The organism is Streptomyces sp. cg40, from assembly GCF_050320165.1.
GTDB classification, from domain to species: Bacteria; Actinomycetota; Actinomycetes; order Streptomycetales; family Streptomycetaceae; genus Streptomyces; species Streptomyces hokutonensis.
This window is the reverse complement of the sequence record NZ_CP190128.1, coordinates 5,900,672-5,925,865: the sequence shown is the minus strand read 5'-3', so window position 1 is coordinate 5,925,865 and position 25,194 is coordinate 5,900,672. Positions and strand designations below refer to the sequence as shown.

Sequence of the window (25,194 nt, the reverse complement as noted above, 5' to 3'; positions counted from 1 at the left end):
GCGGGTTAGGGCCCGTGCAGCGGACGTACAGGGGCGGGGAAGGGCTGCTCCAATTGACGCGCTGTGGCCGACCGAACACTTAACGCGCCGCAACCGACTGACCACGGTCCCGGACGAGACTGACCCCGGCGCCCAGCGACACGACACCCATGCCGACGGCGGTCATCACGCCCTGCTTTCCGTCGACCACGAAGGGTGCGACCGCGGCGACGACCAGGTTGAAGAGGAAGAGGAACCAGAGGACGGGCCTGGAGGAGAGGAAGTTCTTCATGCGTCCAACGATCCCGTTTCCGGGGTGCCTCAACGAGGGAGCCCGGTCCCGAGGTGAGGGTGTAGCGGGCTACACCCTCACCCTGGATGATGTTGCCCCATGACGGGGGACATACTGCTGGCCGCGATCGTCCTGCTCGGTTCGTCCGTCCAGTGGCTGACGGGCATGGGCTTCGCCCTGGTGGCCGTACCGGCGCTAGTGCTTTTACTCGGCCCGACACAGGGCGTCGTCCTCGCCAACTGCGCGGCCGGCGCGATCAGCGTCGTGGGCCTGGCGGGCGGCTGGCGCAAGGTCAGGGCCCGCGCGATGGTCCCACTGTGCGCGGCAGCGGTATGCACGGTGCCGGCGGGCGCCTGGATGACCCGCCAACTCCCGCCGCCGGTGCTCCTGTTGGTGATGGGTGGCCTGGTGACGGTGGCTGTCCTGCTGGTGATGAAGGGCGCCCGGGTGCCGGCGCTCCGGGGCACTCGCGGCGCTGTCGCGGCGGGCGCGGCGGGCGGTTTCATGAACGCGGCGGCGGGGGTGGGCGGTCCGCCGATCTCCCTCTACGCGGTCAACGCGGGTTGGACGGTACGGGAGTTCGTCCCCAACGCCCAGTTCTACGGCGTCGTCGTCAACGCGTTCTCGGTCGCGGCGAACGGGGTGCCGTCGTTGAGCGGGGCGCGGTGGGTGGCGGTCGGCGCGGCGATGGTGGTGGGCGGGGTGATCGGGCGGGGCTTGGCGGGGCGGATACCGGAGCCGCGGGCGCGGTTGTTGGTGTTGTCGCTGGCGTTGGCGGGTGGAGTCACTGCGGCGGGGAAGGGGGTGTCCGGGGTGTGGGGGTGGTGACTGCCCACCTCGTCAGGGCCGATCGACACGGATGCGTCTGCGGTTCGCGCAATCGTGCTGCCCCTTACCGCCGCCGTCGCGAAGGCGGCGGCGATTCTCTGCCGGGAGAACAAGACGTCCGACGTCATCGGCGCCAGCGTCGTCCTCGCGTCCATCGGGCACAACGAAGTCCCGATCCTCACCGACGACCTCGGCGACATCTGGGCCCTGGCTCCTCGGAGATGGGCCATCCGTGCTCGTCGAAGTGCTCCTTCATCGCCCGTCGCCCTTCCCGGAGGATGCGCCGCTTCTTCAGGTACTGCTCCAGAGCCCGACTGACAACCACCGAGATCTGCTGGTCCTCGACCTCGGCGCACTGCCGCAGCGCCTCACCCAATCCGGCATCGAGACTCACGGTCAACTACTCGGCCGTGAACGACCGAGCTTGTTGACTCGGTTCGGTACGGCTTTGTTTATGCTCCCGACTACCCCCTACGGCAGGGCGGTCACGGGTCACATCTACCGGCCCCCGCGCTATACCGGGGGGCCGGATCGGGCATGTTGACGAATACCCACGCCGTGGCCCCGCGCTTGGCGATGTTGGCCCCGGCGACGTGGTCGGCGGGCCCAGCGAGGCCGCACCGACGACAGTGGAAGTGGTCCCGAGTCCGCCGGTTGGCACGCTCGGTGTGGCCGCAGCGCACACAGCGCTGCGAGGTGTAGGCCGGGTCCACCTCGATGAACGGCACCCCGGTCCGCCTTGCCTTATAGGCGATGAACGCGCCGAGCTGGTGGAACGGCCAGGAGGACTGTCGTGCTCGCTGGTCGCGCGGAACCGTGACCCGCTCGCGGATACCGCCCAGTTCTTCTAGGGCGATGCCGCGTTCGGTGCGTTGGGCGACAGCAACGACAGTCTTGGAGATCATGTGGTTGACGTGGGTCGCGTGCCGCGATTCACGTCGTGCCCGCTTCTTCAGTAGCTGTTTGGCACTGCGGGTCTGTCTGGCCTGGAGTTCGGCCCTCTTGCGGGCCTGCCAGCGTCGGTAGCGGTTCAGTCTGCGGCCGGTGTGGTTGTCGCCATCGGAGGTGGTGGCGAGGTTGGTGATGCCCCGGTCCACGCCGATGAAGCCCTTCGGCTCGAACGGGGCGGCTTCGAGGATCTCGCAGGTGGCGATCAGAAACCACTTACCGTCACGGAACACCAGGTCGGATTCGCCCTGCCGGTACTGGGTGAGCTGCTTGAGCGCGCCAGGGGAGCAGGTGAAGCGGACATTCTTGACCCGGCCGTCCAGCGTCCAGACCGACACAGTCCGCTGGTCGTAGTTCCAGGACAGGCATCGGTCATCGTAGGTGTGGGCGGCGTGCGGACGGAAGGCGACCGACTTGGACTCCGCCTTCCGCCGCCGCTTGGAGTCCTCCGGTCCGAGGTTCCCGGCACGGATGTTGGCCCGCAGGGTGGTGTACGCGTCGGCCACACGCTTGATGATGTGCTGCGCGGCCTGCGCACCGAACCCGTCGGCCTTCAGCTCGCCGTAACACAGCTTCCGCAGCTCGCGGACGCCTCCCTTGAGCTTGAAATGCCTGAAGGAGACGGCGGACACCCGGTTCGCAGCCTCGTTGACCGCGTGCAGGGTCCGCTCAAGTGTCGGTGCCTGAACGGCATCCGGTGTGAGTTTCACCTGCACGACGAGTTTCACGATCACCGAACGTACACACATGTACGACCACCCACCACACGTTCCCACTCGTCCACTCGAACGGGTGAACCCCTTTCGCAGGAACCGGCCCCAAAGGCGACCGCCCGGCCACTCCGCGCCGCGACGACCAGGATGCGAGGAACAGGCTGAACCGCAGAGATGAACGCCGCCCAGGCGGGCGCGGTGAGGTGGAGTTGGGGGCTCGCGAGGACCTTCGAGTCTCGGACGTGGATCTCGGTGTCGAACGCGACTTCGACGCAGTCGCCGCCCTCGTTTGCTGCCAATTTTCGCAAAGGGCGCCTACTACCCCGACTTCCTGAACCCTTTCGAAGCGCAAGGAGGGCTGACCGCGGGATCTACCGCGATCGTTGACACGCCACCAGAGCGGATACAACAAGAGGTCCGGCGTTTCGCCGCGCAGGGGGCCGCCCCTGCATGGGCACCGCGCCTCACCGAACGCCGGATGCGCGAGGACGTGGCGGACGGCCTGCGCCAGTACTACGCCGCCGCCATCGCGCCGTATCACGACTACTCGCGCTCGTGTCTGGACACCGAGCGTGCCGTCCTGGGCCAGGCCGTGCTGCATGGCGGCCCCGCCGAGTTGCTGGCCAATCTCGGGCCACACACACGATGGGTACCGCCGGTCCTGCACGTGAGGTATCCGGCCGAGGACCGCGATCTGTTACTGGGCGGTCGGGGACTGCTGCTCGTGCCGTCCTACTTCTGCTGGGGCGCGCCCGTGTGTCTGGGAGACCCGACGCTGCCTCAGGTCCTGGTCTACTCCCCGCACCGGGAAACCCCGGACTCCCCTGGCCTGTTCTCCTCCACCGCACCGCTCAACGCCCTGCTGGGGCGCACTCGGGCCCTGATGCTGCGTGCCACTGCCAGCGGGGCCACGACAGGAGGGCTGGCCCGCGCCGCCGGAGTGTCCGACGCGGCGGCGAGCCAGCACACCGCCGCCCTCCGGAATGCGGGACTGATCAGCAGCCGCCGTTGTGGCCCCCGGGTCGTGCACACCATTACGCCTCTGGGAGCGGCTCTGCTGCGCGGCCCGAACCAGGCCGGATAGGCCGGCCTACTTCCCCGGCCGAATCCCCAACGGCCCGCCGATCTCCTCCAGCATCACCTTGCCCGCCTCGAACTCCAGCGTCTCGTCGCCCATGACGCTCTGGTCCGTGTCCAGGCCGTCCAGTTCCGCGAGGGGCTGGTTCAGGCGGACGTGGGCGACGACCGACTGCAACGCGCGCAGCGTCGCCGACGCCGTCGAGCCCCAGTTGGAGAAGTAGGAGAACTGCCACCACCACAGGGCCTCCGTGGTGCGGCCCGCGCGGTAGTGGGCCATGCCGTGGCGGAGGTCGGTGATGAGGTCGGCGAGGTCGTCGGAGATGCGGGCCGGGACGGGGGCCTTGCGCGGCTCGTAGGGGTCGAAGACCTCCGAGTAGACGTCGATCGGCTCCAGCATCACCGCGAAGCGCTCGCGGAGTTCGTCCACGTCCGGCTCCGGGCCGAGGTCCGGCTCGTAGCGCTCGTCGGGGACGATGTCCTCGTGCGCGCCCAACCGGCCGCCGGCCAGCAGGAGTTGGGAGACCTCCAGGAGGAGGAAGGGGACCGCGGAGTCGGGGTCCTCGCCCTTCGCTACCTCCGACACGGCCACCAGGAAGCTCTCGACCTGGTCCGCGATCTGGACCGCGAAGTCGTCCGGGTCCTGCGCGGTGGCATGCAGTGTGGCGTCAGACATCTAGGAGTCGTCTCCCCTCGAAGGCGCGGCCGAGGGTCACCTCGTCCGCGTATTCCAGGTCTCCGCCCACCGGGAGGCCGCTGGCCAGGCGGGTGACCTTGAGGCCCATGGGCTTGATCATGCGGGCGAGGTACGTGGCCGTGGCCTCGCCTTCCAGATTCGGGTCCGTGGCAAGGATCAGCTCCGTGACCGTACCGTCGGCCAACCGCGCGAGAAGTTCTCGTATACGCAGGTCGTCCGGTCCGACACCTTCGATCGGGCTGATCGCGCCGCCGAGGACGTGGTACTTGCCCCGGAATTCGCGAGTGCGTTCGACCGCTACGACGTCCTTGGGCTCCTCGACCACGCAGATCACCGAGAGGTCGCGGCGCGGGTCGCGGCAGATGCCGCACAGCTCTTCCTGCGCAACGTTTCCGCAGGTCGCGCAGAAGCGGACCTTCGCCTTGACCTCCATCAGGCACTGCGCAAGCCGGCGGACGTCCGTCGGCTCCGCCTGAAGGATGTGGAAGGCGATCCGCTGCGCGCTCTTGGGACCGACGCCGGGGAGCCGCCCCAACTCGTCGATGAGGTCCTGGACCACGCCCTCGTACAACGGACTGCCTGCCCTTCCTGGAGGTCCTGCGGTGCGTACGTACGTACCGTAGTTGGCCGTGGGTCGTCTTAGAAAGGCAGACCCGGGATACCGCTGCCGCCGCCACCCAGTCCCTGGGCCAGCGGGCCGAGCTTCTGCTGCTGGAGGGTCTGCGCGTTCTCGTTGGCCGCCTGGACGGCCGCGACGATCAGGTCCGCGAGGGTTTCGGTGTCCTCGGGGTCGACCGCCTTCGGGTCGATCTTCAGCGCGCGCAGCTCGCCGGCACCGGTGACGGTGGCCTTGACCAGGCCGCCGCCCGCCTGTCCGTCGACCTCGGTCCGCGCCAGCTCCTCCTGCGCGTTCGCCAGGTCCTGCTGCATCTTCTGGGCCTGCTGAAGCAGCTGCTGCATATTGGGCTGGCCACCACCGGGAATCACGATCAGCTCCTGGTTTCGTACGGCTGTGCAGGCGAGGGTTTTCCCCGCTCGGCACGAGCCTACGTGGTCCGAGCAGTCATCGCTCCAGCACTCTTTCGAGTGAGTCCTTACCGCGTCCTATACCTGATCAAGACCCACTTCCGGGCGGAAAAGAGGTGAAACCGGAGCCTTCGCCACCCATTGGGCGGTAGGAAGGATCCGGCACATCAGCATCAGGTGTCACACAACGTAAGGGAGTGCCGGGTGGGTCAGCCGGAGATTCAGCCCGAGGGTGGCGATCTGGCCGGGCGGACGTTTCCGCTCGGTGACTGGGGCGAGCCCGCGGCCCGGCTGGACGAGCTGTACCGGTGGGTCGAGCGCGGGGCGCTGGAGACGGCGGCCTGGTACCTCACGGACCGGGTGTGGAAGCGGCGCGGGGCGCGGGTGCTGCGGACGGGCGCGGTACTGGGCGCGGTCGTCGGGGCGGCGCTGCCGCTGCTCGACCTCACCGGGGTGGTGGCCGGGCTGGCCGCCTGGGGCTATCTGGCACTGCTGCTCGGGGCGGCGTGCGTGGCCGGGGACCGGCTCTTCGGGATGACGTCCGGGTGGATGAGGGACGTGGCCACGGCGCAGGCGGTGCAGCGGCGGCTTCAGGTGCTCCAGTTCGACTGGGCGTCGGAGGGCGTGCGGGAGGTGCTGGGACCGGCCGACGGGACGGCGAGCGAGGCCGCGGACCGGTGCCTGGGGGTGCTGCGGCGGTTCACGGAGGACGTGACGGAGCTGGTGCGGATGGAGACGGCCGACTGGATGGTGGAGTTCCGGACGGGCTCGGCACCGCTGGGCATCCAGTCGACGGTGGCCGGCGGGGGGCGGCAGGAGGGGGCCGTCGTCCACGGCAGGTTCCCGATGCCGCCGGGGTCGGGCGGACCGGGCGGCGGCGGCAGCCGGCCGAACATGCCACGTCAGCGGCCCCCCGAGCCCCGCTGACGTGGGCTACGTGCACAGCCTCATGCCCTCCACCGTCCCGCACGGGATGTGGCCGTGGACGCGGATCACGTCCTGGCCGACGCCCTGTGTCAGGTAGTTCAGGAAGCTCGATGTGAGGGAGTCGTCCGGGGGCGTGCCGTAGGTGTAGGCGTACTCGATCTCGCGGTACGGGTAGCTGCTCGTGCCCTGTTCGATGGCGTCCACGGACACGGTGTGGCCGTCGAGGGTGAGGACGTGCAGGCCCTTGGCGTGCGAGGCGAGGGTGAGTTCGCTGTAGCCGATCGCGCCGGGGACCTCGGCGACCTCGGACAGCACCTGGTCCGTGGAGTCGAGTTCGCAGCGGATGACGGGTGCCGTCGGATCGTCCTTGTGGACGCAGTCGACGGAGGAGTTGGCGATCTCGCCCCGTTTCAGCACCCGGCGCTGGAACACCTGTCTCGTACCGGAGTTGGCGTCCCGGCTGACCAGGTGCACGGCCACGTTCGGTCCGCCGAGCTGCCGCCAGTTCTTGATGTCGCCCCGGTACAGGCGCCGTACGTCCGCGGTGGACAGGTCCTTGAGGCCGATGCCGTTGTTGACGACGATCGCGAAGACCGACATCGCGACCCGGCGCTCCAGCAGTTGGGGCATGTCGCTCGGCTTGGGGCCGTCCGACATGGCCACGATCGCCGGTGAGCCCTTCTTCGACGCGAGCCCGTCGGTCTCCAACTCCCGTACGCCCGCGGTCGATCCGTGCGGGTCCACCACGACCTTCGAGCCCTCGCAGTCCTTCTCGTACTTCTGCGCGACCTCCTCCATCGCCGGTGCGAAGGCGGTCGAACCGGTGACGGTGAGGGTGCCCTGCGCGCAGCCGATCGGCGGCGGGGTGTCGTCGCGGGCCACGACGATCGTCGCGAGCGTCACCACGCACACCGTGAGCATGATGGTGATCAGCCGGGAGGCGCGGCTGAACAGGGGCGCCTTGTCGTCCGGGGTCGCGCTGCGGTTGGGGTGCACCTCGCCGTCGCGGATCCCCCCTATGAGCCGGATGTCGCAGCCGACGTCACCGCCGGACAGCAGCACCAGCAGCTTGAAGTGGTCGCGCGGGTTGAGCGGGACGCGCGGGATGCGCAGGGTGTTGGCGTCGTAGCCGAGGCCGGCCGCCGGGGTGAAGTGGTCCATCAGATGGTCGGTGCCGACCGGCTGGGTGACCGAGACCCCACGGATCGTGCGGTCGGTGAACACCGCGGTGAGACCGTGGAGTTCGCGCCCTGTGTAGTCGTTGTCGGCGATGCTCTGCGAACCGTCGTTCTCGATGCGCAGCAGGACGAGGGTCGCGTCGGACATGCCCGGCGCCTCGTCGAAGAGGCCGAGGCGTCTGTTCGCACGGCCCGAACGGACGTCGTCGCCGATGGGGTTGTCCATCTGGACGCGGTAGCCGATCCGCTTGCGGCGCGGCGTCCGGCGTTCGTACCAGACCATCACGCCGGACGCGACGATACCGAGCACCGCGGTGCCCACGGCGACGACGTTCTCCGCGCTCAGCCACTCCACTGCGGGCCCCCGCTCCCCAGCCGGATCGTGGGGTCACGGTACGGGCGGCCCCGGAAAACCCGCAGGGGCTGTCGGCCGAAGTTCCGGTGACGTTCAACTGGCCCTGAAGTAAAGGGACTTCAGCCCGACTTCGTGTACGTCAGCTTCTCGTCGTTGCCGGTGTTCACGCGCTCCAGGCTGCCGTCCGACAGCAGGCTGACCTCGCTGGCCGAGCCCGGGGTGCAGGACGACAGCGGCTGTCCGGAGGTGACGGTGGAGGCGCCGATCGCCAACGGGCCCTTGCCGTCCGGCCGTTGGGTGAGGTCGGCGCTGAACACGCAGTGGTAGCCGGGGCCGTCCGCGACCAGCTTCAGCACGGGGTCCCCCACCTTCCCCTGGCTGATGGTGAGTTGGCGGGTGTTGTGGCCGGTGGAGTTGTCGATGGACGCGTTCCAGGTGCCGAGGTAGCCGCTCGGTACGGCGTCGGCGCCGGACGGTGTCGCGGAGTCCGACGCCGACCCGGTCGGCGACGGCCGACCGGTGGTCGGACCCGGTGTGGTGGGCGCGGCACCGGTGGCCCGGCCGCCCGAACCCGCCGCCGTACGGCTGCCGTTGCCGCCGCCCTTCATCAGCGCGTACACCGAACCGCCCGCCCCCAGCGCGACGACCAGCGCGACCAGGACCAGCAGCGCGGTCGACCGCTTGCCGCGGCGCGGCTCCTGCGGCTCCAGGTAGGGGCTCGGGCCGTAGGGCGGGGTGGAGCCGAGGCCGTTGTTGTGGGGGTAGGGGTTGTACGGCACCTGCCCGCCCCAGCCGACGAGCTGCCGGGCCGGGAACTGGGGGTAGCCGTGGTCGGCGGCGGGCGGGGCGGGCTGCGCGGGCGGTTGCGGATAGCCGTAGCCGGGGGCGGGCTGGGGGTGCTGCTGCGGGTGGCCGTAGGCCGGGTGCGGGGTGGGCGGGGGTGGTGTCCCGGTGGGTCCGGGCCCGCTCTCGACCACCGTCGGGAGGTGGGTGGTGGGCGCGCCGTCGTCCGCCACCGCCGCGGGTGGTGGCGGGGAGGAGTCGTCGGAGGCCGGGGAGTGTTCGGGGGAGGCTTCGGGGACGGGCGGGGGATCTACGGCGACGGGGGTGGCCCGGGCGGATGCGGGGGCGGGTACGGCGGGTGTTGGAGGCACGGGTGTGGTGGGTGCGGGGGCTGAAGCTGCGGGGGCTGGAGGCACCGGTGTGGCCGGCGCGGGGGCTGGAGCTGCGGGTGTTGGAGTTGCGTCAGGTGTGGCACCCTGGGCCGCCTCCAGGGCCAGGGGCTCGGAAGCCCGGGCCTGAAGGGCCCGCACGACCGGTGCGGCCTTCTCCAACTGGACCCGCTCCGCCGTCTGCGGATCCTCCGTGTCGAGCAACCGCACCGCGTGGCGGCCGAGTTGGGCGACGAGGCCGCTCGGCAGCCAGGGGTCGCGGGAGCGGCCGCCGGAGACCGTGTCCTCCGCGCCCGTGCGGTCGAGGACGAGGTCCAGGGTGGGCCGGGCGGCCGGGTCCTTGCGCAGGCAGTCGCGGACCAGTTCGGCGAGGCCCTCGGGGACGCCCGTCAGGTCGGGCTCCTCCTGGGCGATGCGGAACATCAGCGCGTGGACACCGCTGCTCGCGCTGCCGAAGGGGAGGGTGCCGGTCGCGGCGTAGGCGAGGACGGAGCCGAGGCAGAAGACGTCGCACGCGGGGGTGATGCGGTCGCCCCGCACCTGTTCCGGCGCCATGAAACCGGGCGAGCCGACGAGTGAGCCGGTGCGGGTGAGGCCGTCGCCGGCCTGGGTCTCCAGGGCGCGCGCTATGCCGAAGTCGATGACGCGGGGGCCGTCGATGGTGACCAGCACGTTGGACGGCTTGAGGTCGCGGTGGACGATGCCGGCGGCGTGGATGTCCTTGAGCGCGTGCGCGAGCCCGGCCGCGAGGATGCGTACCGAGCGCTCGGGCAGTGCCCCGTGGTCGCGGCCGACGACCTGTTGCAGGGTGGGCCCGGCGACGTACCCGGTGGCCACCCACGGCACCGGGGCCTCGGTGTCGGCGTCCAGGACCGGCGCGGTCCAGTGCCCGCCGACCTGCCGCGCGGCCTGCACCTCCTGCCGGAACCGGGCGCGGAACTCCTCCTGCGCGGCCAGGTCCTCCCGCACCAGCTTGACGGCGACCGTGCGCCCCCGGTCCGACCGGGCCAGGTACACCTGCCCCATGCCCCCGGCGCCGAGCCGGCCCAACAGCCGATACGCCCCGATCCGCTGCGGATCGGCCGCCCCCAGTTTCTCCACGACCGCGCCGCCTCCCCTGAAATCCCCGGTCACGCCCCGGTCGAGCCCCTGTGCTCCGCGACAGACCGAGAATAGTGCGGGGAATCGACGAGACGGATGGAGCGGTGTCTACGGTTCCGTAACGGGAGACCGGCCCGGGCCGTGCACCGCCCGCGCGCCCAGCACCACCCCTCAAAACGCTGGGGTCGCCCCTAACCGGTCACAAGGACGTACACCGGTTAGTTTCCCCCCCCACACCTCAGCGGGTCCCCGCACCGGCCACCCACCCTGGACAACCTGTCGCGGAAACCCCGCTACCGCAGACAGACCGCCGATACCTTTTCCGCATCGCGGACATTTACGCTCGCCGCCATGACCCCTCAGCCCAACCCCCAGGCCGGCGCCGCCGTGAAGGCCGCGGACCGTGCGCATGTGTTCCACTCCTGGTCCGCGCAGGAGCTCATCGACCCGCTCGCCGTGGCCGGCGCGGAGGGGTCGTACTTCTGGGACTACGACGGCAGGCGCTACCTGGACTTCACCAGTGGGCTCGTCTACACGAACATCGGCTACCAGCACCCGAAGGTCGTCGCCGCGATCCAGGAGCAGGCCGCGACAATGACGACCTTCGCGCCCGCGTTCGCGATCGAGGCCCGGTCGGAGGCGGCCCGGCTGATCGCCGAGCGGACGCCCGGGGACCTGGACAAGATCTTCTTCACCAACGGCGGCGCCGACGCGATCGAGCACGCGACGCGCATGGCCCGGCTGCACACCGGCCGGCCGAAGGTGCTCTCCGCCTACCGCTCGTACCACGGTGGTACGCAGCAGGCGATCAACCTCACCGGGGATCCGAGGCGCTGGGCCAGCGACAGTGCCTCCGCCGGGGTCGTGCACTTCTGGGCGCCCTTCCTGTACCGGTCCCGTTTCTACGCGGAGACCGAGGAGCAGGAGTGCGAGCGCGCGCTGGAGCACCTGGAGACGACGATCGCCTTCGAGGGGCCGGCCACGATCGCCGCGATCTTGCTGGAGACCGTGCCGGGGACGGCCGGGATCATGGTGCCGCCGCCGGGCTATCTCGCCGGGGTGCGGGAGATCTGCGACAAGTACGGGATCGTGTTCATCCTGGACGAGGTGATGGCCGGGTTCGGGCGGACCGGTGAGTGGTTCGCGGCCGACCTGTTCGACGTCGTACCGGACCTGATGACCTTCGCCAAGGGCGTGAACAGCGGATACGTACCGCTCGGCGGGGTCGCCATCTCCGGTGCCGTCGCGGAGACCTTCGGCAAGCGGGCCTACCCGGGCGGGCTGACGTACTCCGGGCACCCGCTGGCCTGTGCCGCGGCCGTCGCGACGATCAACGTCATGGCCGAGGAGGGCGTCGTAGAGAACGCGAAGCACCTCGGTACGGCCGTCGTGGAGCCCGCGCTGCGGGCGCTGGCCGAGCGGCACCCGAGTGTCGGGGAGGTGCGCGGGGTCGGCATGTTCTGGGCGCTGGACCTGGTGAAGGACCGGGAGACGCGCGAGCCGCTGGTGGCGTACAACGCGGCCGGTGAGGCCAACGCGGCGATGGCCGCGTTCGGGGCCGCCGCGAAGCAGCAGGGGCTGTGGCCGTTCGTGAACATGAACCGCACGCACGTCGTCCCGCCGCTCAACGTGACCGACGCCGAACTGAAGGAGGGCCTCGCCGCCCTGGACACCGCGCTGTCCGTCGCGGACGAATTCACGTCGTAGTACGCCGCCGAATTCACCTCGTAGTACCCGGAATGGGCGGGTCCGTCTCCCTGGTGCCCGGATACGGGCAGGGCGGGAACCCGAACGCGTAAGGTGACGTGCTCGTAGACATATACGAGTACGCCATCGAACGCGACGAGGGAGACGCTCCGACGATGCCCGGAAGCAGCGGCAACGGCGCCGTGACCCGCAGCACCCTGCGGCAGCAGATCGCCGACGCGCTTCGCGACGAGGTCCTGGCCGGACGGCTCCAGCCCGGCCAGGAGTTCACGGTGAAGGAGATCGCCGATCAGTACGGCGTCTCCGCGACCCCGGTCCGGGAAGCCCTCGTCGATCTCTCCGCGCAGGGGCTCCTGGAGGCCGACCAGCACCGCGGCTTCCACGTCCACGAGTACTCGGTGGCCGACCACCGCGGCATGATCGAGGCCCGCGCCCTGGTCACCGAGGGCATGTTCCTGGCGCTGGCCGGCGGCCACCCCGTCTTCGACCGCACCGACGACCCGCGCACGGTCGCCGCGCTCGCCGGCGTCCGCCGCCGCGGCGAGGAGGCGCAGCGCGCCGCCGAGGCCGGTGACCTCACCGTGCTGATCGGCTACGACCTGCGGTACTGGCGCGAGCTGAGCACCATGTTCGGCAACCCCTACCTCGGCGACTTCCTGCACCGGCTGCGCGTCCAGTCCTGGGTGTGCACGGTGCAGCATCTGCGCCGACTGACCGATCTGCGCGGTCAGTTGTGGGCCGAGCACACCGAACTCGTCGACGCCCTGGCGCGCCGCGACACCCCGGCCGCGCGCACGATCGTCCTGGCGTACAACAAGCACTCCCTCGCCCTCATCGAGCGGCTGGCCGCCCGGTGACCGGACCGGAAAGGGCCGCTCCGGCCGTGGACCCCAGTGTCGTCGTCGTGGACCTCAGTGTCGTCGTGCCCGCCTACAACGAGGAACAGCGGCTGGGGCCGACGCTCGACGCGATCACCGCGTATCTGCGCGACAACGAGGGCCGCTTCGGCGACTGGGAGATCGTCGTCGCCGACGACGGCTCGGACGACGGGACGCGGGAGGTCGTCACCTCCCGCTCTCTGGACAATCCCCGTGTGCAGTTGGTCACCAGCCCCCGCAACCGCGGCAAGGGCCACGCCCTGCGCCTCGGGGTCGCCGCCTCGCGCGGACGCCGGGTCCTGGTCACCGACGCCGATCTGGCCGCGCCCATCGAGGAGTTGGAGAAACTCGACAAGGAGCTGAGCGAGGGTCGGACGGCGGCGATCGGTTCCCGGGCCGCGCCGGGCGCGACCATCGAGAGCCACCAGCACCCGGTCCGCGAACTCCTGGGCCGCGCGGGCAACTTCCTCATACGGCAGGCCGCGGTGCCCGGCATACGCGACACCCAGTGCGGCTTCAAGCTCTTCGACGGCGACCGCGCCCGCGAGGCCTTCGCCGCCTCCCGCATCAACGGCTGGGGCATCGACGTGGAGGTCCTCCAGCACTTCCGCCGCGCGGACTGGGACGTCGCCGAGGTCCCGGTGCGCTGGTCCCACCAGTCCGGTTCGAAGGTACGGCCGCTGGACTACGCCCGGGTCCTCACCGAACTCGCCCGCCTGCGCGCCCGCTCCCTGCGCCCGGTGGACGTGCTGGTCCCCCTCCTCTTCCTCCTCATGTCGGTCGCCCTCTACTCGGGCCGCTTCTTCGACCCGAACCACCGCTACCTGGAGGACTCGCTCCAGGACCAGAACCAGTGGGAGTGGTTCTTCGCGGTCACCGCCGACAACGTGGCCCACCTCCACAACCCGTTCTTCTCGAACCTCCAGGGCTTCCCCGACGGCGTGAACCTCATGGCCAACACGGTCATGCTCGGCCTCTCGGTCCCCTTCGCGCCCCTCACCCTGCTGGCCGGACCCGCGGTCTCCCTCAGCGTCTGCATGGCGCTCGGCCTCGCGGCCACGGCCGCCGCCTGGTACTGGCTGATCGTGAAGCGGGTCGTACGGCAACGGGCCGCGGCCTTCGTCGGCGCCTCGCTCGCGGCCTTCGCCCCGCCGATGGTCAGCCACGCCAACGCGCACCCCAACTTCGTCATCCTCTTCATGATCCCGCTGATCATCGACCGCGCCCTGCGCCTGTGCGCGGGCACCCGGGTCCGCCGCGACGGCGTCGTGCTCGGCCTGATGGCGGCCTACCAGATCTTCCTCGGCGAGGAACCCCTGCTCCTCGCCTCGATCGGCATGGTCCTGTTCGCCGTGTCCTACGGCGTTCTCAACCGGGACGTCGTCCGGGCGTCCTGGCGCCCGCTGATCAAGGGCCTGGGCCTCGCGGCGCTGGTCTGCGCCCCGATCATCCTGATCCCGCTCTGGTATCAGTTCGTCGGTCCGCAGAGCTACAAGAGCGTCCTGCACGGCGACAACGCGGGCAACAGCCCCCTCGCGCTCCTCTCCTTCGCCGAGCGCTCCCTGATGGCGGGCGACGAGATCCGCGCCAACTCCCTCTCCCTCAACCCCACCGAACAGAACGCCTTCTACGGCTGGCCGCTGGTCGCCCTCGCCTTCGCGATCGTCGTACGGCTGTGGGAACACGCCCTGGTCAAGGCGCTGGCGTTCACGGCGATCGCCGCCGCGGTCCTCTCCATGGGCCCCAAGATCCGCATCCCGCTCACGGACACGATCTACCCCGGCCCCTGGGCCCTGCTCGCCCACAAGCCGCTCTTCGAGTCGGTGATCGAGGGCCGGGTGGCGATGATCTGCGCACCCGCACTGGGCATGCTGGTCGCACTCGCGGTCGAACGCCTGGCCGCGACAAGGGAGTTGGGCACGCAGTACGTGGGCCTGCTCGCCGTATGCCTGGCACTGCTCCCGCTCGTCCCCGCACCGCTGAAGGCGGTCGACCGAGCCGCGGTACCGGCCTTCTTCACGGACGGCACCTACAAGTCTTACGTCCGCGCCGGCGAATCCCTGGTCCCCATCCCGCTCGCCGACCCCGGCGCCGCGGAGCCCCTGCACTGGCAGACGGCCTCCGGCCTCGGCTTCAAGATGCCCGGCGGCTACTTCAACGGCCCCTACGGCGCCGACCGCATCGGCATCTACGGCGCCTCGCCCCGCTACACCTCGAACATGCTGCGGGACGTCCGCTACACCGGGATCATCCCCACCATCGGCAAGAACTGGCAGGCGCAGGCCAAGGCGGACTTCGCGTACTGGCACGCGGGCGCCCTCGTCGTCGCGCCGCAGCCCAACGACGACAAGCTCCGCACCGCTGTGGAAAAGCTGGTCGGCAAACCCGGTAAGTGGGTGGACGGCGTGTGGGTATGGGACCTGCACGAGGGGAGCTGACCCGGGCCGCACCGACTACTCTTCCCCCTACTCTTCTTCCTGTGACCGAGGAGCCCCTTTTGGCCTGTGACCTGTGGCTGGTCCCGCTCGTCGACGTGTTGTGCCACACCCCCGACAATCCGTTCGCCGACGAACTCGCGCTCTACAACTCGCTGCTGGCCGAGGCCGGACTGCCTCCGGTGCCGGTGTACCAGTACATGCCGGGACTGTCCGGGGAGGTCGCCCCGGTCGCGGGCTTCGACTACGACGCGCTGCACTTCCTGCGCCGGGCCTACCTCCTCCAGGTCTGCGGTCTCCCGGTGACCCCGGTGGACGACCTGGGCGGCGACTACGAGCAGCTCCTGGAGATGTTCGAGACCACGGCCCAGCAGTCCCACCTGGTCTGGCACTACGACCACGCGGGCGCCTACGTCCCGGTCGACTTCCCACACCCGCTCGCCAACGACGAACTCCTCGCGGGCGGCGGCCCGTTGGGCTCCTCCCAGACCCTCCTGCGCGAGCTGGAGTTCGTGGCCCCCACGATCGGCATCGACCCCGCGAACCCGCCCACGCCACCGCAACCCCCCGCCGCTCCCACGGAGTTGGAGGAACCGGCGGTCGCCGCGCCGTACGACCCCAGCCCGTTCGCGCGCGAACGGCACGTCTGGCTCGGGCTGCACGCGGCGGCGACGCGCAGCCTGGCCCAGGGCTCGATGATCGTGTTCAGCTAGCGACGCGTGCCTGGGGTGTCCTCGGTCGCGGCCATGTCCTGCGTGCCGATGACGCCGAGCAGTTCGAGCTGGGCGGCGCCCTCGGTACCGGGCGGGGCCGTGAACCACAGCAGGCGCTGGCGGCCGTCCTCGCTGAACAGGCTGTGGCAGTCCAACTCGATGACGCCCAGCGTGGGATGCACGATGCGCTTGTGGTCGGTGCGGCGCAGGCCGACGTCGTGGGTGTCCCACAGGGCGGCGAACTCCGCGCTGCGCCGCCGGAGTTCGGCCGTCATCCCGGCGACCTCGCTGTCGCGGCTGCGGCGGGCGGCCACCGCGTGCAGGTCGGCGACGAAGACCCGTGAGTGGTGCGCATGGTCCTCGGGCGGGTAGACGGCACGGGCGCCCGGATCGGTGAACCAGCGGTACGCGAACCCGGTGGCCGGACCGCGCGGCTCCGGCGCCCGCCCGAGCAGGGCGGCGGCCAACTCATTCTGTACGAGGGTCTCGTGCAGGTCGGTGATGACCTGGGCCGGAGTGGTGGCCAGCCGGTCCAGCAGCCCCAGCAGGGCGGGCTGGACGTGCCGCGTGCCCGCGCCGCGCGCCGACTCGGGCAGCGGCCGGTCGGCGAGGTGGAACAGGTGGTCGCGCTGGTCGCCGCCCAGCCGCAGCGCCCGGGCCAGGGCGTTCAGCGTCTGGGCCGAGGGCTGGGCGCCGCGTCCGCGCTCCAGCTCGGTGTAGTAGTCGGCCGACAGGCCCGCCAGCTGCGCGACCTCCTCGCGCCGCAGACCGGGCACCCGGCGCCGGGGCCCGGCGGGCAGGCCGACGTCCGCCGGCCGGACCAGGTCGCGCCGGGACCTGAGGAACGCCGCGAGTTCGGGAAGGTTCACCCGCTCATCGTCGCCTCTCCGGCGGGGTCCGAGCCAGGGGACGGCAACCCCTGGGTGGGCTCAGCCCTGGCAGGGCGGACGCCGGGGACGGACAGTTGCCCCACACCGACCGCGCTACGAAAAGAGCACCATGCCTTTCGCGAACTTCAAGGTCCCCGCCGGCGCCCTCACCGCCGAGCAGAAGGAACAGATCATCACGCGCACCACGGACCTGTACGCCGAGATCTTCGGCGACGGCGCCCGCGCCACCACGCTCGTCCTGGTGGAGGAGGTCGCCGACGCCGGATGGGGCATCGGCGGCGGTGTCCTGACGCTCGCCAGGATCCGGCAGACGCCGCAGGACCGATGACCTAGCGGATCTTGCCGAGACCCGTCTGGACGTCCTCCGCGTTCATCACCGGCGTCCAGGTCAGCTCGGCACCGAGGTTGAGGAAGAACGGCTCACTGATCGACGGGATGTCGGAGGGGTCCTTCAGGTCGAAGAACAGGAACGCGGTGCGCTTGCCGCCGTCGGCGGTGAAGTAGGCCGCCTCGGGCTTGATCTGCTCCAGGGACTCCTCCATCAACTTCCCCAGAGTCCCGTTGCGGATGGCCTCGTTCCCCTTCTCCGTGTCCATGGACGCTTTCAGCATCATGCGCATCGCAGTCACCTTCTCCTGGTCGGCGTGCGCGGGACGGACAATTTCAGGATATGCCTGGATAAAGGGGGCGTCCCGGCGAGAGCGACCCCCTGCCCCCTCTCCAAAAAAGCGTGACACTTTCAGGCGATACCGACACACTTTTCTGGGACGCCCTCCCTCCCCCCGCACCAGACTGCTCACATGAGCAGCTCGAAGCATGTCCAGGCTCCGCCCGGAATGGGCACCGTGTACCGCGCGACGCTGGACGCGATGGCCATGCGCGGGCCCCGGCGTGTGGGGGTCACCCATATCGCGAGGCTGGCCGACTCCAACCGCCAGTTCTTCTACCGGAATTGGGCCGCCCCGCAGGTGCTGCTGCGCGAGGCCACGTTGCAGGAACTGAACCGCGTGCTGCACGTGGCCCTGCACGTGCCCGGCCCGCTGCCGCCGCCGGAGTGTCTGGGCGTGCACTTCGTCGTGCGGGCGGCCCGGCTGCTGCGGGAGCATCCGGTCGTCGCGGCGATGGCACGGACCGAGCCGGCGATGACGTACGCCGCCGTCCTCCGCACGGACACCGAGTGGCACGGGATCGCCCGCCAGTGGCTGACCGATTACGTGACCCCGCGTCTGCCCCGGGGCGCCGAACGGGACACGGTCACGCTCGCCGTACTCACCACGGCACTGCCGTACGCGCTGATCCCGCCGGAGGAGCCGCCCGCCGAGACCGAACGGGCGTCCGTCGACAGCCGGTTGAGCCAAGCCCTGCACACCTGCCTCGGCCTGCCGCCCACCTGCCCCGACTGACCTACAGGTCCTGAAGGAGCCAGAGGGACAACGTCAGCACCGCCACACCGCGTACCGCGACCAGTGCCAGATTCGCGCTCCGCAGCCGACCCGCCCGCAGCCACACGGCCCACGTGACCAGCAGCGACAGCGCGACCGTGAGGATCAGCGCCACGGCGACGGGCACCGCGTACAGGGCGTCGCGGTGTGCCCACAGGAGGGCCGACCACCACACCACGGCCGCCGTGCTGAGCACGGACTCCAGGATCAGAGCGGTGCGGGTCTCGGCCCGCCCCGGGACTGCCATGGACATCCGTGCTCCTCGCGCTCGGTGCAGAAGGTGGGTGCGGGGTCTAGAAGACCGGCGTGCCCGCCTGGGTCAGCTTCCAGTTGGTGGCCGCGAAGGTCGACGGGTCGATGGTGCCCTTGGCCGTGGCGTAGGCGATCATCAGGTCGCGGACCTGGTTGGTGGAGCTGTAGGCGGACTCCGCGGCGGCGATGTGCGGGTAGCCGCTGCCGCCGTTGGCGCGGTAGTTGTTGACCGCGACGACGAAGACCTGGTCGTCGGGGATCGCGGCGCCGTCGTAGGTGAGGTTCTTGATGCGGGAGCCCTCGGCCGCCGCGATGTCGATCTCGTAGGAGACACCGGCCGCCGTGTCGTACATGTAGTCCCAGAAGCTGTTGGCGTTGGTGAGGGTGGCCGTGTCCACCGCCGTGCCCGACGGGACCTGGTGGTAGTACTTCGCCGCGTACTCCAGGTAGTCCTTGAGCTGGGCGCCGGTGAGCTTCTTGCCGTAGAGGGTGTTCTCGTAGATGTAGAGGCCGGCGACATCGCGGATGGTCACGTCGCCCTTGGGGATGTCGGCGGTGCGGCTGAAGCAGGCCGCCACGGAGATCAGCGGGAGCGCGGCGTCGGCGGCCGAGAGGCCCGCCTTGACCGTCTCCATCTGTACCTCGTGGATGAAGTCGATGGCGGGGACGTCCTTCCAGCAGGCCTCCGCGGTCGACATGTCCGCGGTGCTGGTGCCGATCGCCGTGTTGACGTACTTGACGACCAGGTCGTGGTCGGCGGTGAGGAGTTCGGTGATCTTCGGGTCCTCGGCGACCGTGTTGCTGTTGAGCGTGGTCGCCGTCTTACTGGTGATCTTCCAGCAGCCGCGCACGAGTTCCAGCTCGAAGTCGAAGACGGACAGGCGGTACCCGTAGCAGTACGGCTCGGACAGGAGGACGTCCTCGCCGGTCTCGTCGTTCTTCACCGTGTAGGTGGGGACGTCGACGTGGGTGTGGCCGACGAGGATCGCGTCGATGCCGGGGACCTGCTGGGCGACCAGGTTCGACGCGTTCTCCACGTAGGGGAGTTCGTCGCCCCACGAGGTCGAGCCGTCGAGGCCCGAGTGGTCGGTGAGGAAGACGACGTCGCAGCCGAGCGCGCGCAGCCGCGGCACGTACTTCTTCGCCTGCTCGACGAGCCCGGGGAAGACCAGCTTGCCGCTGACGTTGTCCTTGTCCCACAGCGCGATGCCCGGGTTGGTGAGACCGAGGATGCCGACCTTGATGTCGGGCGCGCCGGGCACCTTGATGCGCTTGACCGTGTAGGGCTCGAACGCGGGCTTCAGGGTCTTCGCGTCCAGGGCGTTGGCGCCGAGCAGCGGGAAGTGACACTGCTTCTCGAAGGCGCGCAGCACCTCCACGCCGTAGTTGAACTCGTGGTTGCCGAGGGCGGCGGCGTCGTAGCGCATCTCGTTCATGGCGACGGCCATCGGGTGCTTGGGGCCGCGCTTGCCGTCCTTGCCCGTGATGGGGTCGACGTTGGCGTAGTAGTACGCGAGGGACGTGCCCTGGATGATGTCGCCCGCGTCGACGAGCAGCACCCGGTGCTCGCCCTTCTCGGCGCGCAGGTTCTTGACCAGGGTGGCGATGCGGGCGATGCCGTAGGTGTTGCCCTTGGAGTCCACCGGGGCGGCGTTGGTGTAGTAGTCCCAGTTGAAGACGTGGCTGTGCAGGTCGGTCGTGCCCAGGACGGAGAACGACCAGGTCTTGGGCTTCGGCGTCGGCTTGTGCCGGTCGGCGGCCTCGGCCGGGGTCGCCGCCGCCGTCCCCGCGACGGCCACGACCGCGCCGGTGACGGCGGACTTCTGCACGAACTCACGGCGGTTCATGGGATTGACGGGCATTCAGGGCTCCTGGGAGGGCGCGGAGGGCGGGTGGTGCGTGCGGGGCGCGGCGGGCTACCCGCGTAGATGCTGGCCTCCACCTGTTACCGGCGTAACCACGGACAGCCCAAGGGCCGGTCAAGGTTTCCCAAGACCGGCCCAAGTGCGGCCGTCGAAAACGGCTCAACCGCCGTCCTAGATGAACGAGTTGATCTCGATCGTCTCCGTACGTCCCGGTCCGACACCGATCGCGGAGATCGGCGCGCCCGACATCTCCTCCAGCGCCTTCACGTACGCCTGCGCGTTCTTCGGGAGGTCCGCGAAGGTCTTGGCCTTCGTGATGTCCTCGCTCCAGCCGGGCAGGTTCTCGTAGATCGGCTTCGCGTGGTGGAAGTCGGTCTGCGAGTACGGGAGTTCCTCGACGCGCCTGCCGTCGATCTCGTAGGCCACACAGACCGGGATCTCCTCCCAGCCGGTGAGGACGTCGAGCTTGGTGAGGAAGAAGTCGGTCAGGCCGTTCACGCGGGTCGCGTAGCGGGCGATGACCGCGTCGAACCAGCCGCAGCGCCGGTCGCGGCCGGTGGTGACGCCCCGCTCGCCGCCGATGCGGCGCAGCGCGTCGCCGTCCGCGTCGAACAGCTCGGTCGGGAACGGGCCCGAGCCGACCCGGGTCGTGTAGGCCTTCAGGATGCCGATGACCCGGCTGATCTTCGTCGGGCCGACACCCGCGCCCGTGCACGCGCCGCCCGCGGTGGGGTTCGAGGACGTGACGAAGGGATAGGTCCCGTGGTCGATGTCGAGGAGGGTGCCCTGCCCGCCCTCGAAGAGGACGACCTTGTCCTGGTCCAGCGCCTGGTTGAGGACGAGGACCGTGTCGGCGACGTACGGCTTGAGGCGGTCCGCGTAGGACAGCAGCTCCTCGACGACCTGCTCGATCGCGATCGCGCGCCGGTTGTAGAGCTTGGTGAGCATCTGGTTCTTGATGTCGAGGGAGGCCTCGACCTTCTGCGTCAGGATCGACTCGTCGTAGAGGTCCTGGACCCGGATGCCGACGCGGTTGATCTTGTCCGCGTAGGTGGGCCCGATACCGCGGCCCGTCGTCCCGATCTTCCGCTTCCCGAGGAAGCGCTCCGTCACCTTGTCCACCGTCACGTTGTAGGGCGTGATGATGTGAGCGTTACCGCTGATCAGGAGCTTGGACGTGTCGACGCCGCGCTCGTTCAGCCCGTTCAGCTCGGAGAACAGGACCGACGGGTCGACGACGACACCGTTGCCGATGACCGGAGTGCACTCCGGTGTGAGGATCCCGGAAGGGAGCAGGTGAAGGGCGTACTTCTGATCGCCCACGACTACCGTGTGGCCGGCGTTGTTGCCGCCCTGGTAGCGCACCACATAGTCGACGGACCCACCTAGCAGGTCCGTCGCCTTTCCCTTGCCTTCGTCACCCCACTGAGCACCGAGCAGCACAAGTGCGGGCACGCGCGTACACCCCTTCCGGGCGGGGCATGTCCAAGGTCAGAGACGTACGCCGCACAGCGTGTGCCTCGTACGTCAGCGACCCTCGTCGGCCGCAACCCGTCGGACCGGATGCCCCGGAATAGACGAAGCCCCTGGCGCAATAGCGCAAGGGGCTCTTGCACAAAGATGCTACCCGAGGAAGCGAGGCATGGCCGAGGTGGCGACTTCCGCGACTTCCGATCAGCTCCTGGTCGTCATCGATCCGGTCGCCCGGCGCACCGACGGAGAGTCCGTCCGCATCGCGAAAGACGTGCTCAGCGCGGGTGCGGCGACCAAGGTGTGCATGCCGGAGGGGCCCGAGGAATTCGCCCGGGTCCTGGCCCGGCGGGGCTCACGGCGACCGGTGCTGGTGGGCGACGACCGGGCCCTGATGCGGACCGTGTCCCTGCTGCACCGCCAGCGCGAGCTGGCCGGATGCGCCCTGTCGATGGTGCCGGTGGGCGGCGCGCTGTCCCTCGCGGGGGCGCTGGGGGTGCCCACGGGGGCGGTGGCGGCGGCGCGGGCGGTGCTCGACGGCGTCGTACGGCGGATGGACCTGCTCGTCGACGACAGCGACGGGGTCGTGCTCGGCGCGCTGCGGATCCCCTCGCTCCCCTCCCCCGCGGTGCCCTCGCCCGCCGGCACCGGGCACGCGTCGTGGCTGCGGACGTGTCAGTCGCTGGTACGGACCCTGGTGCCGGCCCGTCCGCCACGGGAGCCGCTCGCCGGTGCGCCCCGCTTCGGACCGGCCCGGCTGCGGGTCGAGGTCGACGGCGTCACCCTCGTCGACCTGGACCAGCCGGTGGAGACGGTCGCTGTGCGGCCGGGGGCGTCGGGGCTGGCCGAGGTGGAAGTGCGGCCGGTGTCGGTGGGCGCGGAGGCGTCACCGCTGTGTGCGCGGGGGCGGTCGGTGACCGTGTCCGGGGCGGATTTCCGGTACCGGGCGGACGCGGTGGTGGCGGGGCCGGTGCGGACGCGGACGTGGGTGGTGCGGGAGGGGGCCTGGGGGCTTACGTTGCCGGGGTGAGGCGGGCTTTCCTCGCCCCCGCCGCCCCCGCTCCTCAAACGCCGGAGAGGCTGGATTTCCCGTCCGAGTCGTCCTTCAGCGCCACACCCGTGACTCCCGACTCCCTTGCCCTGCCCATCAGTCCCGCCAGCTTCCCCGCCGCCACCTCGTACGTCAGCCCCAACGGCGGCCGGATGTTGGACAGGCAGTTGCGGTCGGCGTCCGTCGTCACCCCCGGCTTGGGCCGGTACGTCAGGTACGCGCCCAGGGAGTCCGCCGCCGACATGCCGGGGCGTTCGCCGACGAGGACGACGACCATCGTCGCGCCCATCGCCGAGGCGATGTCGTCGCCGAGGGCCACGCGGGCCTGTTCGGCGAGGATCACCGGAGCCACCTGCCAGGACGTCGGGAGGAGGGCCGTCGTCGCGCGGACCATCGCCGCCGCGTGCTCGTGCACGGCCCGGCTGGACAGGCCGTCGGCGACGACGAAGACGACGTCCCAGTCGCCGAGCGGAAGGTGCGCGCGATCTGCGGGGTCCAACCGGCGGCCCAGGTCGGGGCGTTGGAGGTAGGTGAGCCGGTCGGGGGCCGCGCTGCGCACCCGTACCGTCGGCTCGCCGCCCAGCGCCGCGGCCACCACGTCCGGCGCGAACGGCGAGTGCACCGCGTCCCGCGCCGCCGCGTGCGCGGCCTGCAACTCCAGCCGGTGGTGGGTCGGGAGGCCCGAGCCCGCCCGGCCGAGGCCGATCCTCGCCTGGGTGTGACGGCGCAGCGTCGGCCACAACTCCCCGCCCAGCAGCTCCACTTGACCGGTCGTCATGCCACCAGTTCCCTTCCGATCGCCGTCAACGGGTGGGCCGTGGCCGATACGTCCCGGATCGACCCGCCCTCTTCCAGCAGGCCGATCGAGTCGAGCCACGCCTCGAACTCCGGTGCCGGGCGCAGGCCGAGGACCTCGCGGAGGTACAACGCGTCGTGGTACGAGGCGGATTGGTAGTTGAGCATGATGTCGTCGCCGCCCGGTGTGCAGATCACGAAGGACGCGCCGGCCACGCCGAGCATCGTGAGCATGGTGGCGATGTCGTCGTCGTCCGCGTCGGCGTGGTTGGTGTAGCAGATGTCCAGACCCATCGGCAGGCCGAGCACCTTGCCGCAGAAGTGGTCCTCCAGGGCGGCGCGGAGGATCTGCCGGCCGTCGTAGAGGTACTCCGGGCCGATGAAGCCGACGACCGTGTTCACCAGGAGCGGGTCGTAGCGGCGGGCGACCGCGTACGCCCGTGCCTCCACCGTCTGCTGGTCGACCCCGTGGTGCGCGTCGGCGGACAGTGCGCTGCCCTGGCCGGTCTCGAAGTACATGACGTTCGAGCCGACCGTGCCCCGGCCGAGCGCCCGCGCCGCCTCGTAGGCCTCGTCCAGCAGCCCCAGCGTGACGCCGAAGGACGCGTTGGCCGCCTGGGTGCCGGCGATGGACTGGAAGACGAGATCGACCGGCGCCCCGCGCGCCATCAGGTCCATGCTCGTCGTGACGTGGGACAGGACGCAGGACTGGGTGGGGATCGCGTACCGCTGGATGACTCCGTCCAGCAACTCCAGCAGGTCCCGTACCGCCTTGGGACTGTCCGTCGCCGGGTTGATGCCGATCACCGCGTCGCCGGAGCCGAGCAGCAGCCCGTCGAGCAGGGCCGCGGCCACGCCCGCCGGGTCGTCGGTGGGGTGGTTGGGCTGGAGCCGGGTGGCGAGCCGCCCCGGCAGCCCGATCGTGGACCGGAAGGCGGTCACGACCCGCACCTTGCGCGCGACCGCGACGAGATCCGCGTTGCCCATCAGCTTGGACACGGCCGCCACCATCTCCGGCGTCAACCCTGCTGCTACGGCGGCCAGTTGATCGGTGTCGGCCGTCAGCAGCCACTCCCGGAGACCGCCCACCGACAGCCCGGCCACCGGCGCGAAGGCCGCCGCGTCGTGCGTGTCGAGGATCAGCCGGGTCACGTCGTCGGTCTCGTACGGGATCACCGGCTCGGCGAGAAAGGCGGTCAGCGGCACGTCCGCCAGCGCCCACCGCGCCGCCACCCGCTCCTGGGCACTTTCCGCGGCCAGCCCCGCCAGCCGGTCGCCGGAGCGCTCGGGGCTCGCGGCGGCGAGCAGGCGCGCGAGGGAGCCGAAGCGGTAGTGCCGGCCGCCGAGGGTCGAGGTGTACGTACTCATGGCGGCGACCGTACGAGGCCCGTGTTGCCATCGGA

The 25,194-nt window shown here is 70.4% G+C and carries 25 protein-coding genes; 10 read left to right on the top strand and 15 right to left on the bottom strand.

The features are described 5' to 3' along the window. Positions 1 to 79: 79 nt before the first annotated feature. Positions 80 to 271 (bottom strand): hypothetical protein, encoded by a 192-nt coding sequence (locus ACQHII_RS26510; RefSeq protein ID WP_427921658.1) that lies wholly within the window; start codon positions 269 to 271, stop codon positions 80 to 82. Between the two features lie 99 nt (positions 272 to 370). Here ACQHII_RS26510 and ACQHII_RS26505 point away from each other — a divergent pair, with 99 nt between their 5' ends. Then, on the top strand, positions 371 to 1,099 hold the full coding sequence (locus ACQHII_RS26505; protein WP_427921657.1) for a TSUP family transporter: 729 nt from the start codon (positions 371 to 373) through the stop codon (positions 1,097 to 1,099). Between the two features lie 485 nt (positions 1,100 to 1,584). Here ACQHII_RS26505 and ACQHII_RS26500 read toward each other — a convergent pair whose 3' ends face one another. Together ACQHII_RS26500 and ACQHII_RS26495 are read right to left on the bottom strand one after the other, a co-directional pair. Then, positions 1,585 to 2,796: an RNA-guided endonuclease InsQ/TnpB family protein gene (locus ACQHII_RS26500; RefSeq protein WP_427921656.1), complete on the bottom strand. Its 1,212-nt coding sequence runs from the start codon at positions 2,794 to 2,796 to the stop codon at positions 1,585 to 1,587. Further along, positions 2,778 to 3,059, bottom strand: a complete 282-nt coding sequence (locus tag ACQHII_RS26495; RefSeq protein WP_427921655.1) for a DUF397 domain-containing protein — start codon at positions 3,057 to 3,059, stop codon at positions 2,778 to 2,780. The genes ACQHII_RS26500 and ACQHII_RS26495 overlap by 19 nt, the downstream gene beginning before the upstream one ends. A 179-nt stretch (positions 3,060 to 3,238) precedes the next feature. On the opposite strand from ACQHII_RS26495, the gene ACQHII_RS26490 reads away from it, so the two are divergent. Then, positions 3,239 to 3,844, top strand: a complete 606-nt coding sequence (locus ACQHII_RS26490; protein WP_427921654.1) for an ArsR/SmtB family transcription factor — start codon at positions 3,239 to 3,241, stop codon at positions 3,842 to 3,844. A 6-nt stretch (positions 3,845 to 3,850) separates the two neighbouring features. On the opposite strand, the gene ACQHII_RS26485 is transcribed toward ACQHII_RS26490, so the two are convergent. The 3 genes from ACQHII_RS26485 to ACQHII_RS26475 all read right to left on the bottom strand — a co-directional run bounded on the left by ACQHII_RS26485 (position 3,851) and on the right by ACQHII_RS26475 (position 5,521). Then, positions 3,851 to 4,513 carry a DUF5063 domain-containing protein gene (locus ACQHII_RS26485; protein ID WP_427921653.1) on the bottom strand — a complete coding sequence of 221 codons (663 nt, stop codon included), beginning with the start codon at positions 4,511 to 4,513 and terminating at the stop codon, positions 3,851 to 3,853. Further along, positions 4,506 to 5,105, bottom strand: coding sequence for a recombination mediator RecR (recR, locus tag ACQHII_RS26480; protein ID WP_019070339.1), 600 nt, complete (start codon positions 5,103 to 5,105; stop codon positions 4,506 to 4,508). Before recR ends, ACQHII_RS26485 begins: the two co-directional genes overlap by 8 nt. Positions 5,106 to 5,173: 68 nt before the next feature. Next, the gene (locus tag ACQHII_RS26475) at positions 5,174 to 5,521 is read right to left on the bottom strand and encodes a YbaB/EbfC family nucleoid-associated protein (protein WP_381245314.1); all 348 of its coding nucleotides are present in this window, start codon (positions 5,519 to 5,521) and stop codon (positions 5,174 to 5,176) included. A 243-nt stretch (positions 5,522 to 5,764) separates the two neighbouring features. On the opposite strand from ACQHII_RS26475, the gene ACQHII_RS26470 reads away from it, so the two are divergent. Beyond that, entirely contained in the window at positions 5,765 to 6,487 is a 723-nt protein-coding gene (locus tag ACQHII_RS26470) for an SLATT domain-containing protein (RefSeq protein WP_427921652.1), read from the top strand. Positions 6,488 to 6,493: 6 nt separating this feature from the next. Here ACQHII_RS26470 and ACQHII_RS26465 read toward each other — a convergent pair whose 3' ends face one another. After that, entirely contained in the window at positions 6,494 to 8,020 is a 1,527-nt protein-coding gene (locus ACQHII_RS26465; protein ID WP_427921651.1) for a substrate-binding domain-containing protein, read from the bottom strand. A 119-nt stretch (positions 8,021 to 8,139) separates the two neighbouring features. Beyond that, positions 8,140 to 10,293, bottom strand: a complete 2,154-nt coding sequence (locus ACQHII_RS26460; RefSeq protein ID WP_427921650.1) for a serine/threonine-protein kinase — start codon at positions 10,291 to 10,293, stop codon at positions 8,140 to 8,142. A 351-nt stretch (positions 10,294 to 10,644) separates the two neighbouring features. Here ACQHII_RS26460 and ACQHII_RS26455 point away from each other — a divergent pair, with 351 nt between their 5' ends. The 4 genes from ACQHII_RS26455 to ACQHII_RS26440 all read left to right on the top strand — a co-directional run bounded on the left by ACQHII_RS26455 (position 10,645) and on the right by ACQHII_RS26440 (position 16,026). Further along, positions 10,645 to 12,000 (top strand): aspartate aminotransferase family protein, encoded by a 1,356-nt coding sequence (locus ACQHII_RS26455; protein ID WP_427921649.1) that lies wholly within the window; start codon positions 10,645 to 10,647, stop codon positions 11,998 to 12,000. 155 nt (positions 12,001 to 12,155) lie between these two features. Further along, positions 12,156 to 12,857: a GntR family transcriptional regulator gene (locus ACQHII_RS26450; RefSeq protein ID WP_427925413.1), complete on the top strand. Its 702-nt coding sequence runs from the start codon at positions 12,156 to 12,158 to the stop codon at positions 12,855 to 12,857. A gap of 26 nt (positions 12,858 to 12,883) precedes the next feature. Beyond that, positions 12,884 to 15,316, top strand: coding sequence for a dolichyl-phosphate beta-glucosyltransferase (locus ACQHII_RS26445; RefSeq protein WP_427921648.1), 2,433 nt, complete (start codon positions 12,884 to 12,886; stop codon positions 15,314 to 15,316). Positions 15,317 to 15,375: 59 nt separating this feature from the next. Further along, entirely contained in the window at positions 15,376 to 16,026 is a 651-nt protein-coding gene (locus tag ACQHII_RS26440) for a hypothetical protein (RefSeq protein ID WP_427925412.1), read from the top strand. Here the strand turns inward: ACQHII_RS26440 and ACQHII_RS26435 are convergent. After that, positions 16,023 to 16,895, bottom strand: coding sequence for a helix-turn-helix domain-containing protein (locus ACQHII_RS26435; RefSeq protein ID WP_427921647.1), 873 nt, complete (start codon positions 16,893 to 16,895; stop codon positions 16,023 to 16,025). The genes ACQHII_RS26440 and ACQHII_RS26435 overlap by 4 nt on opposite strands. A 130-nt stretch (positions 16,896 to 17,025) precedes the next feature. On the opposite strand from ACQHII_RS26435, the gene ACQHII_RS26430 reads away from it, so the two are divergent. Continuing rightward, the gene (locus ACQHII_RS26430) at positions 17,026 to 17,244 is read left to right on the top strand and encodes a tautomerase family protein (RefSeq protein WP_427921646.1); all 219 of its coding nucleotides are present in this window, start codon (positions 17,026 to 17,028) and stop codon (positions 17,242 to 17,244) included. A 1-nt stretch (position 17,245) separates the two neighbouring features. On the opposite strand, the gene ACQHII_RS26425 is transcribed toward ACQHII_RS26430, so the two are convergent. Beyond that, positions 17,246 to 17,536, bottom strand: coding sequence for a hypothetical protein (locus tag ACQHII_RS26425; protein ID WP_019070351.1), 291 nt, complete (start codon positions 17,534 to 17,536; stop codon positions 17,246 to 17,248). Between the two features lie 180 nt (positions 17,537 to 17,716). Here ACQHII_RS26425 and ACQHII_RS26420 point away from each other — a divergent pair, with 180 nt between their 5' ends. Further along, entirely contained in the window at positions 17,717 to 18,319 is a 603-nt protein-coding gene (locus ACQHII_RS26420; RefSeq protein WP_427921645.1) for a hypothetical protein, read from the top strand. A gap of 1 nt (position 18,320) precedes the next feature. On the opposite strand, the gene ACQHII_RS26415 is transcribed toward ACQHII_RS26420, so the two are convergent. The 3 genes from ACQHII_RS26415 to ACQHII_RS26405 all read right to left on the bottom strand — a co-directional run bounded on the left by ACQHII_RS26415 (position 18,321) and on the right by ACQHII_RS26405 (position 21,930). Further along, positions 18,321 to 18,611 (bottom strand): hypothetical protein, encoded by a 291-nt coding sequence (locus ACQHII_RS26415; protein WP_427921644.1) that lies wholly within the window; start codon positions 18,609 to 18,611, stop codon positions 18,321 to 18,323. Between the two features lie 40 nt (positions 18,612 to 18,651). Continuing rightward, positions 18,652 to 20,472, bottom strand: coding sequence for a bifunctional metallophosphatase/5'-nucleotidase (locus ACQHII_RS26410; RefSeq protein ID WP_427921643.1), 1,821 nt, complete (start codon positions 20,470 to 20,472; stop codon positions 18,652 to 18,654). 174 nt (positions 20,473 to 20,646) lie between these two features. After that, the gene (locus ACQHII_RS26405) at positions 20,647 to 21,930 is read right to left on the bottom strand and encodes an adenylosuccinate synthase (RefSeq protein WP_026178807.1); all 1,284 of its coding nucleotides are present in this window, start codon (positions 21,928 to 21,930) and stop codon (positions 20,647 to 20,649) included. Positions 21,931 to 22,117: 187 nt separating this feature from the next. On the opposite strand from ACQHII_RS26405, the gene ACQHII_RS26400 reads away from it, so the two are divergent. Beyond that, positions 22,118 to 22,975 (top strand): diacylglycerol kinase, encoded by an 858-nt coding sequence (locus tag ACQHII_RS26400; protein WP_427921642.1) that lies wholly within the window; start codon positions 22,118 to 22,120, stop codon positions 22,973 to 22,975. Positions 22,976 to 23,009: 34 nt separating this feature from the next. On the opposite strand, the gene eutC is transcribed toward ACQHII_RS26400, so the two are convergent. Both eutC and ACQHII_RS26390 read right to left on the bottom strand, forming a co-directional pair. Beyond that, positions 23,010 to 23,774 carry an ethanolamine ammonia-lyase subunit EutC gene (gene eutC, locus ACQHII_RS26395; protein ID WP_427921641.1) on the bottom strand — a complete coding sequence of 255 codons (765 nt, stop codon included), beginning with the start codon at positions 23,772 to 23,774 and terminating at the stop codon, positions 23,010 to 23,012. After that, positions 23,771 to 25,159: an ethanolamine ammonia-lyase subunit EutB gene (locus ACQHII_RS26390; RefSeq protein WP_427921640.1), complete on the bottom strand. Its 1,389-nt coding sequence runs from the start codon at positions 25,157 to 25,159 to the stop codon at positions 23,771 to 23,773. Before ACQHII_RS26390 ends, eutC begins: the two co-directional genes overlap by 4 nt. Positions 25,160 to 25,194: the final 35 nt, after the last annotated feature.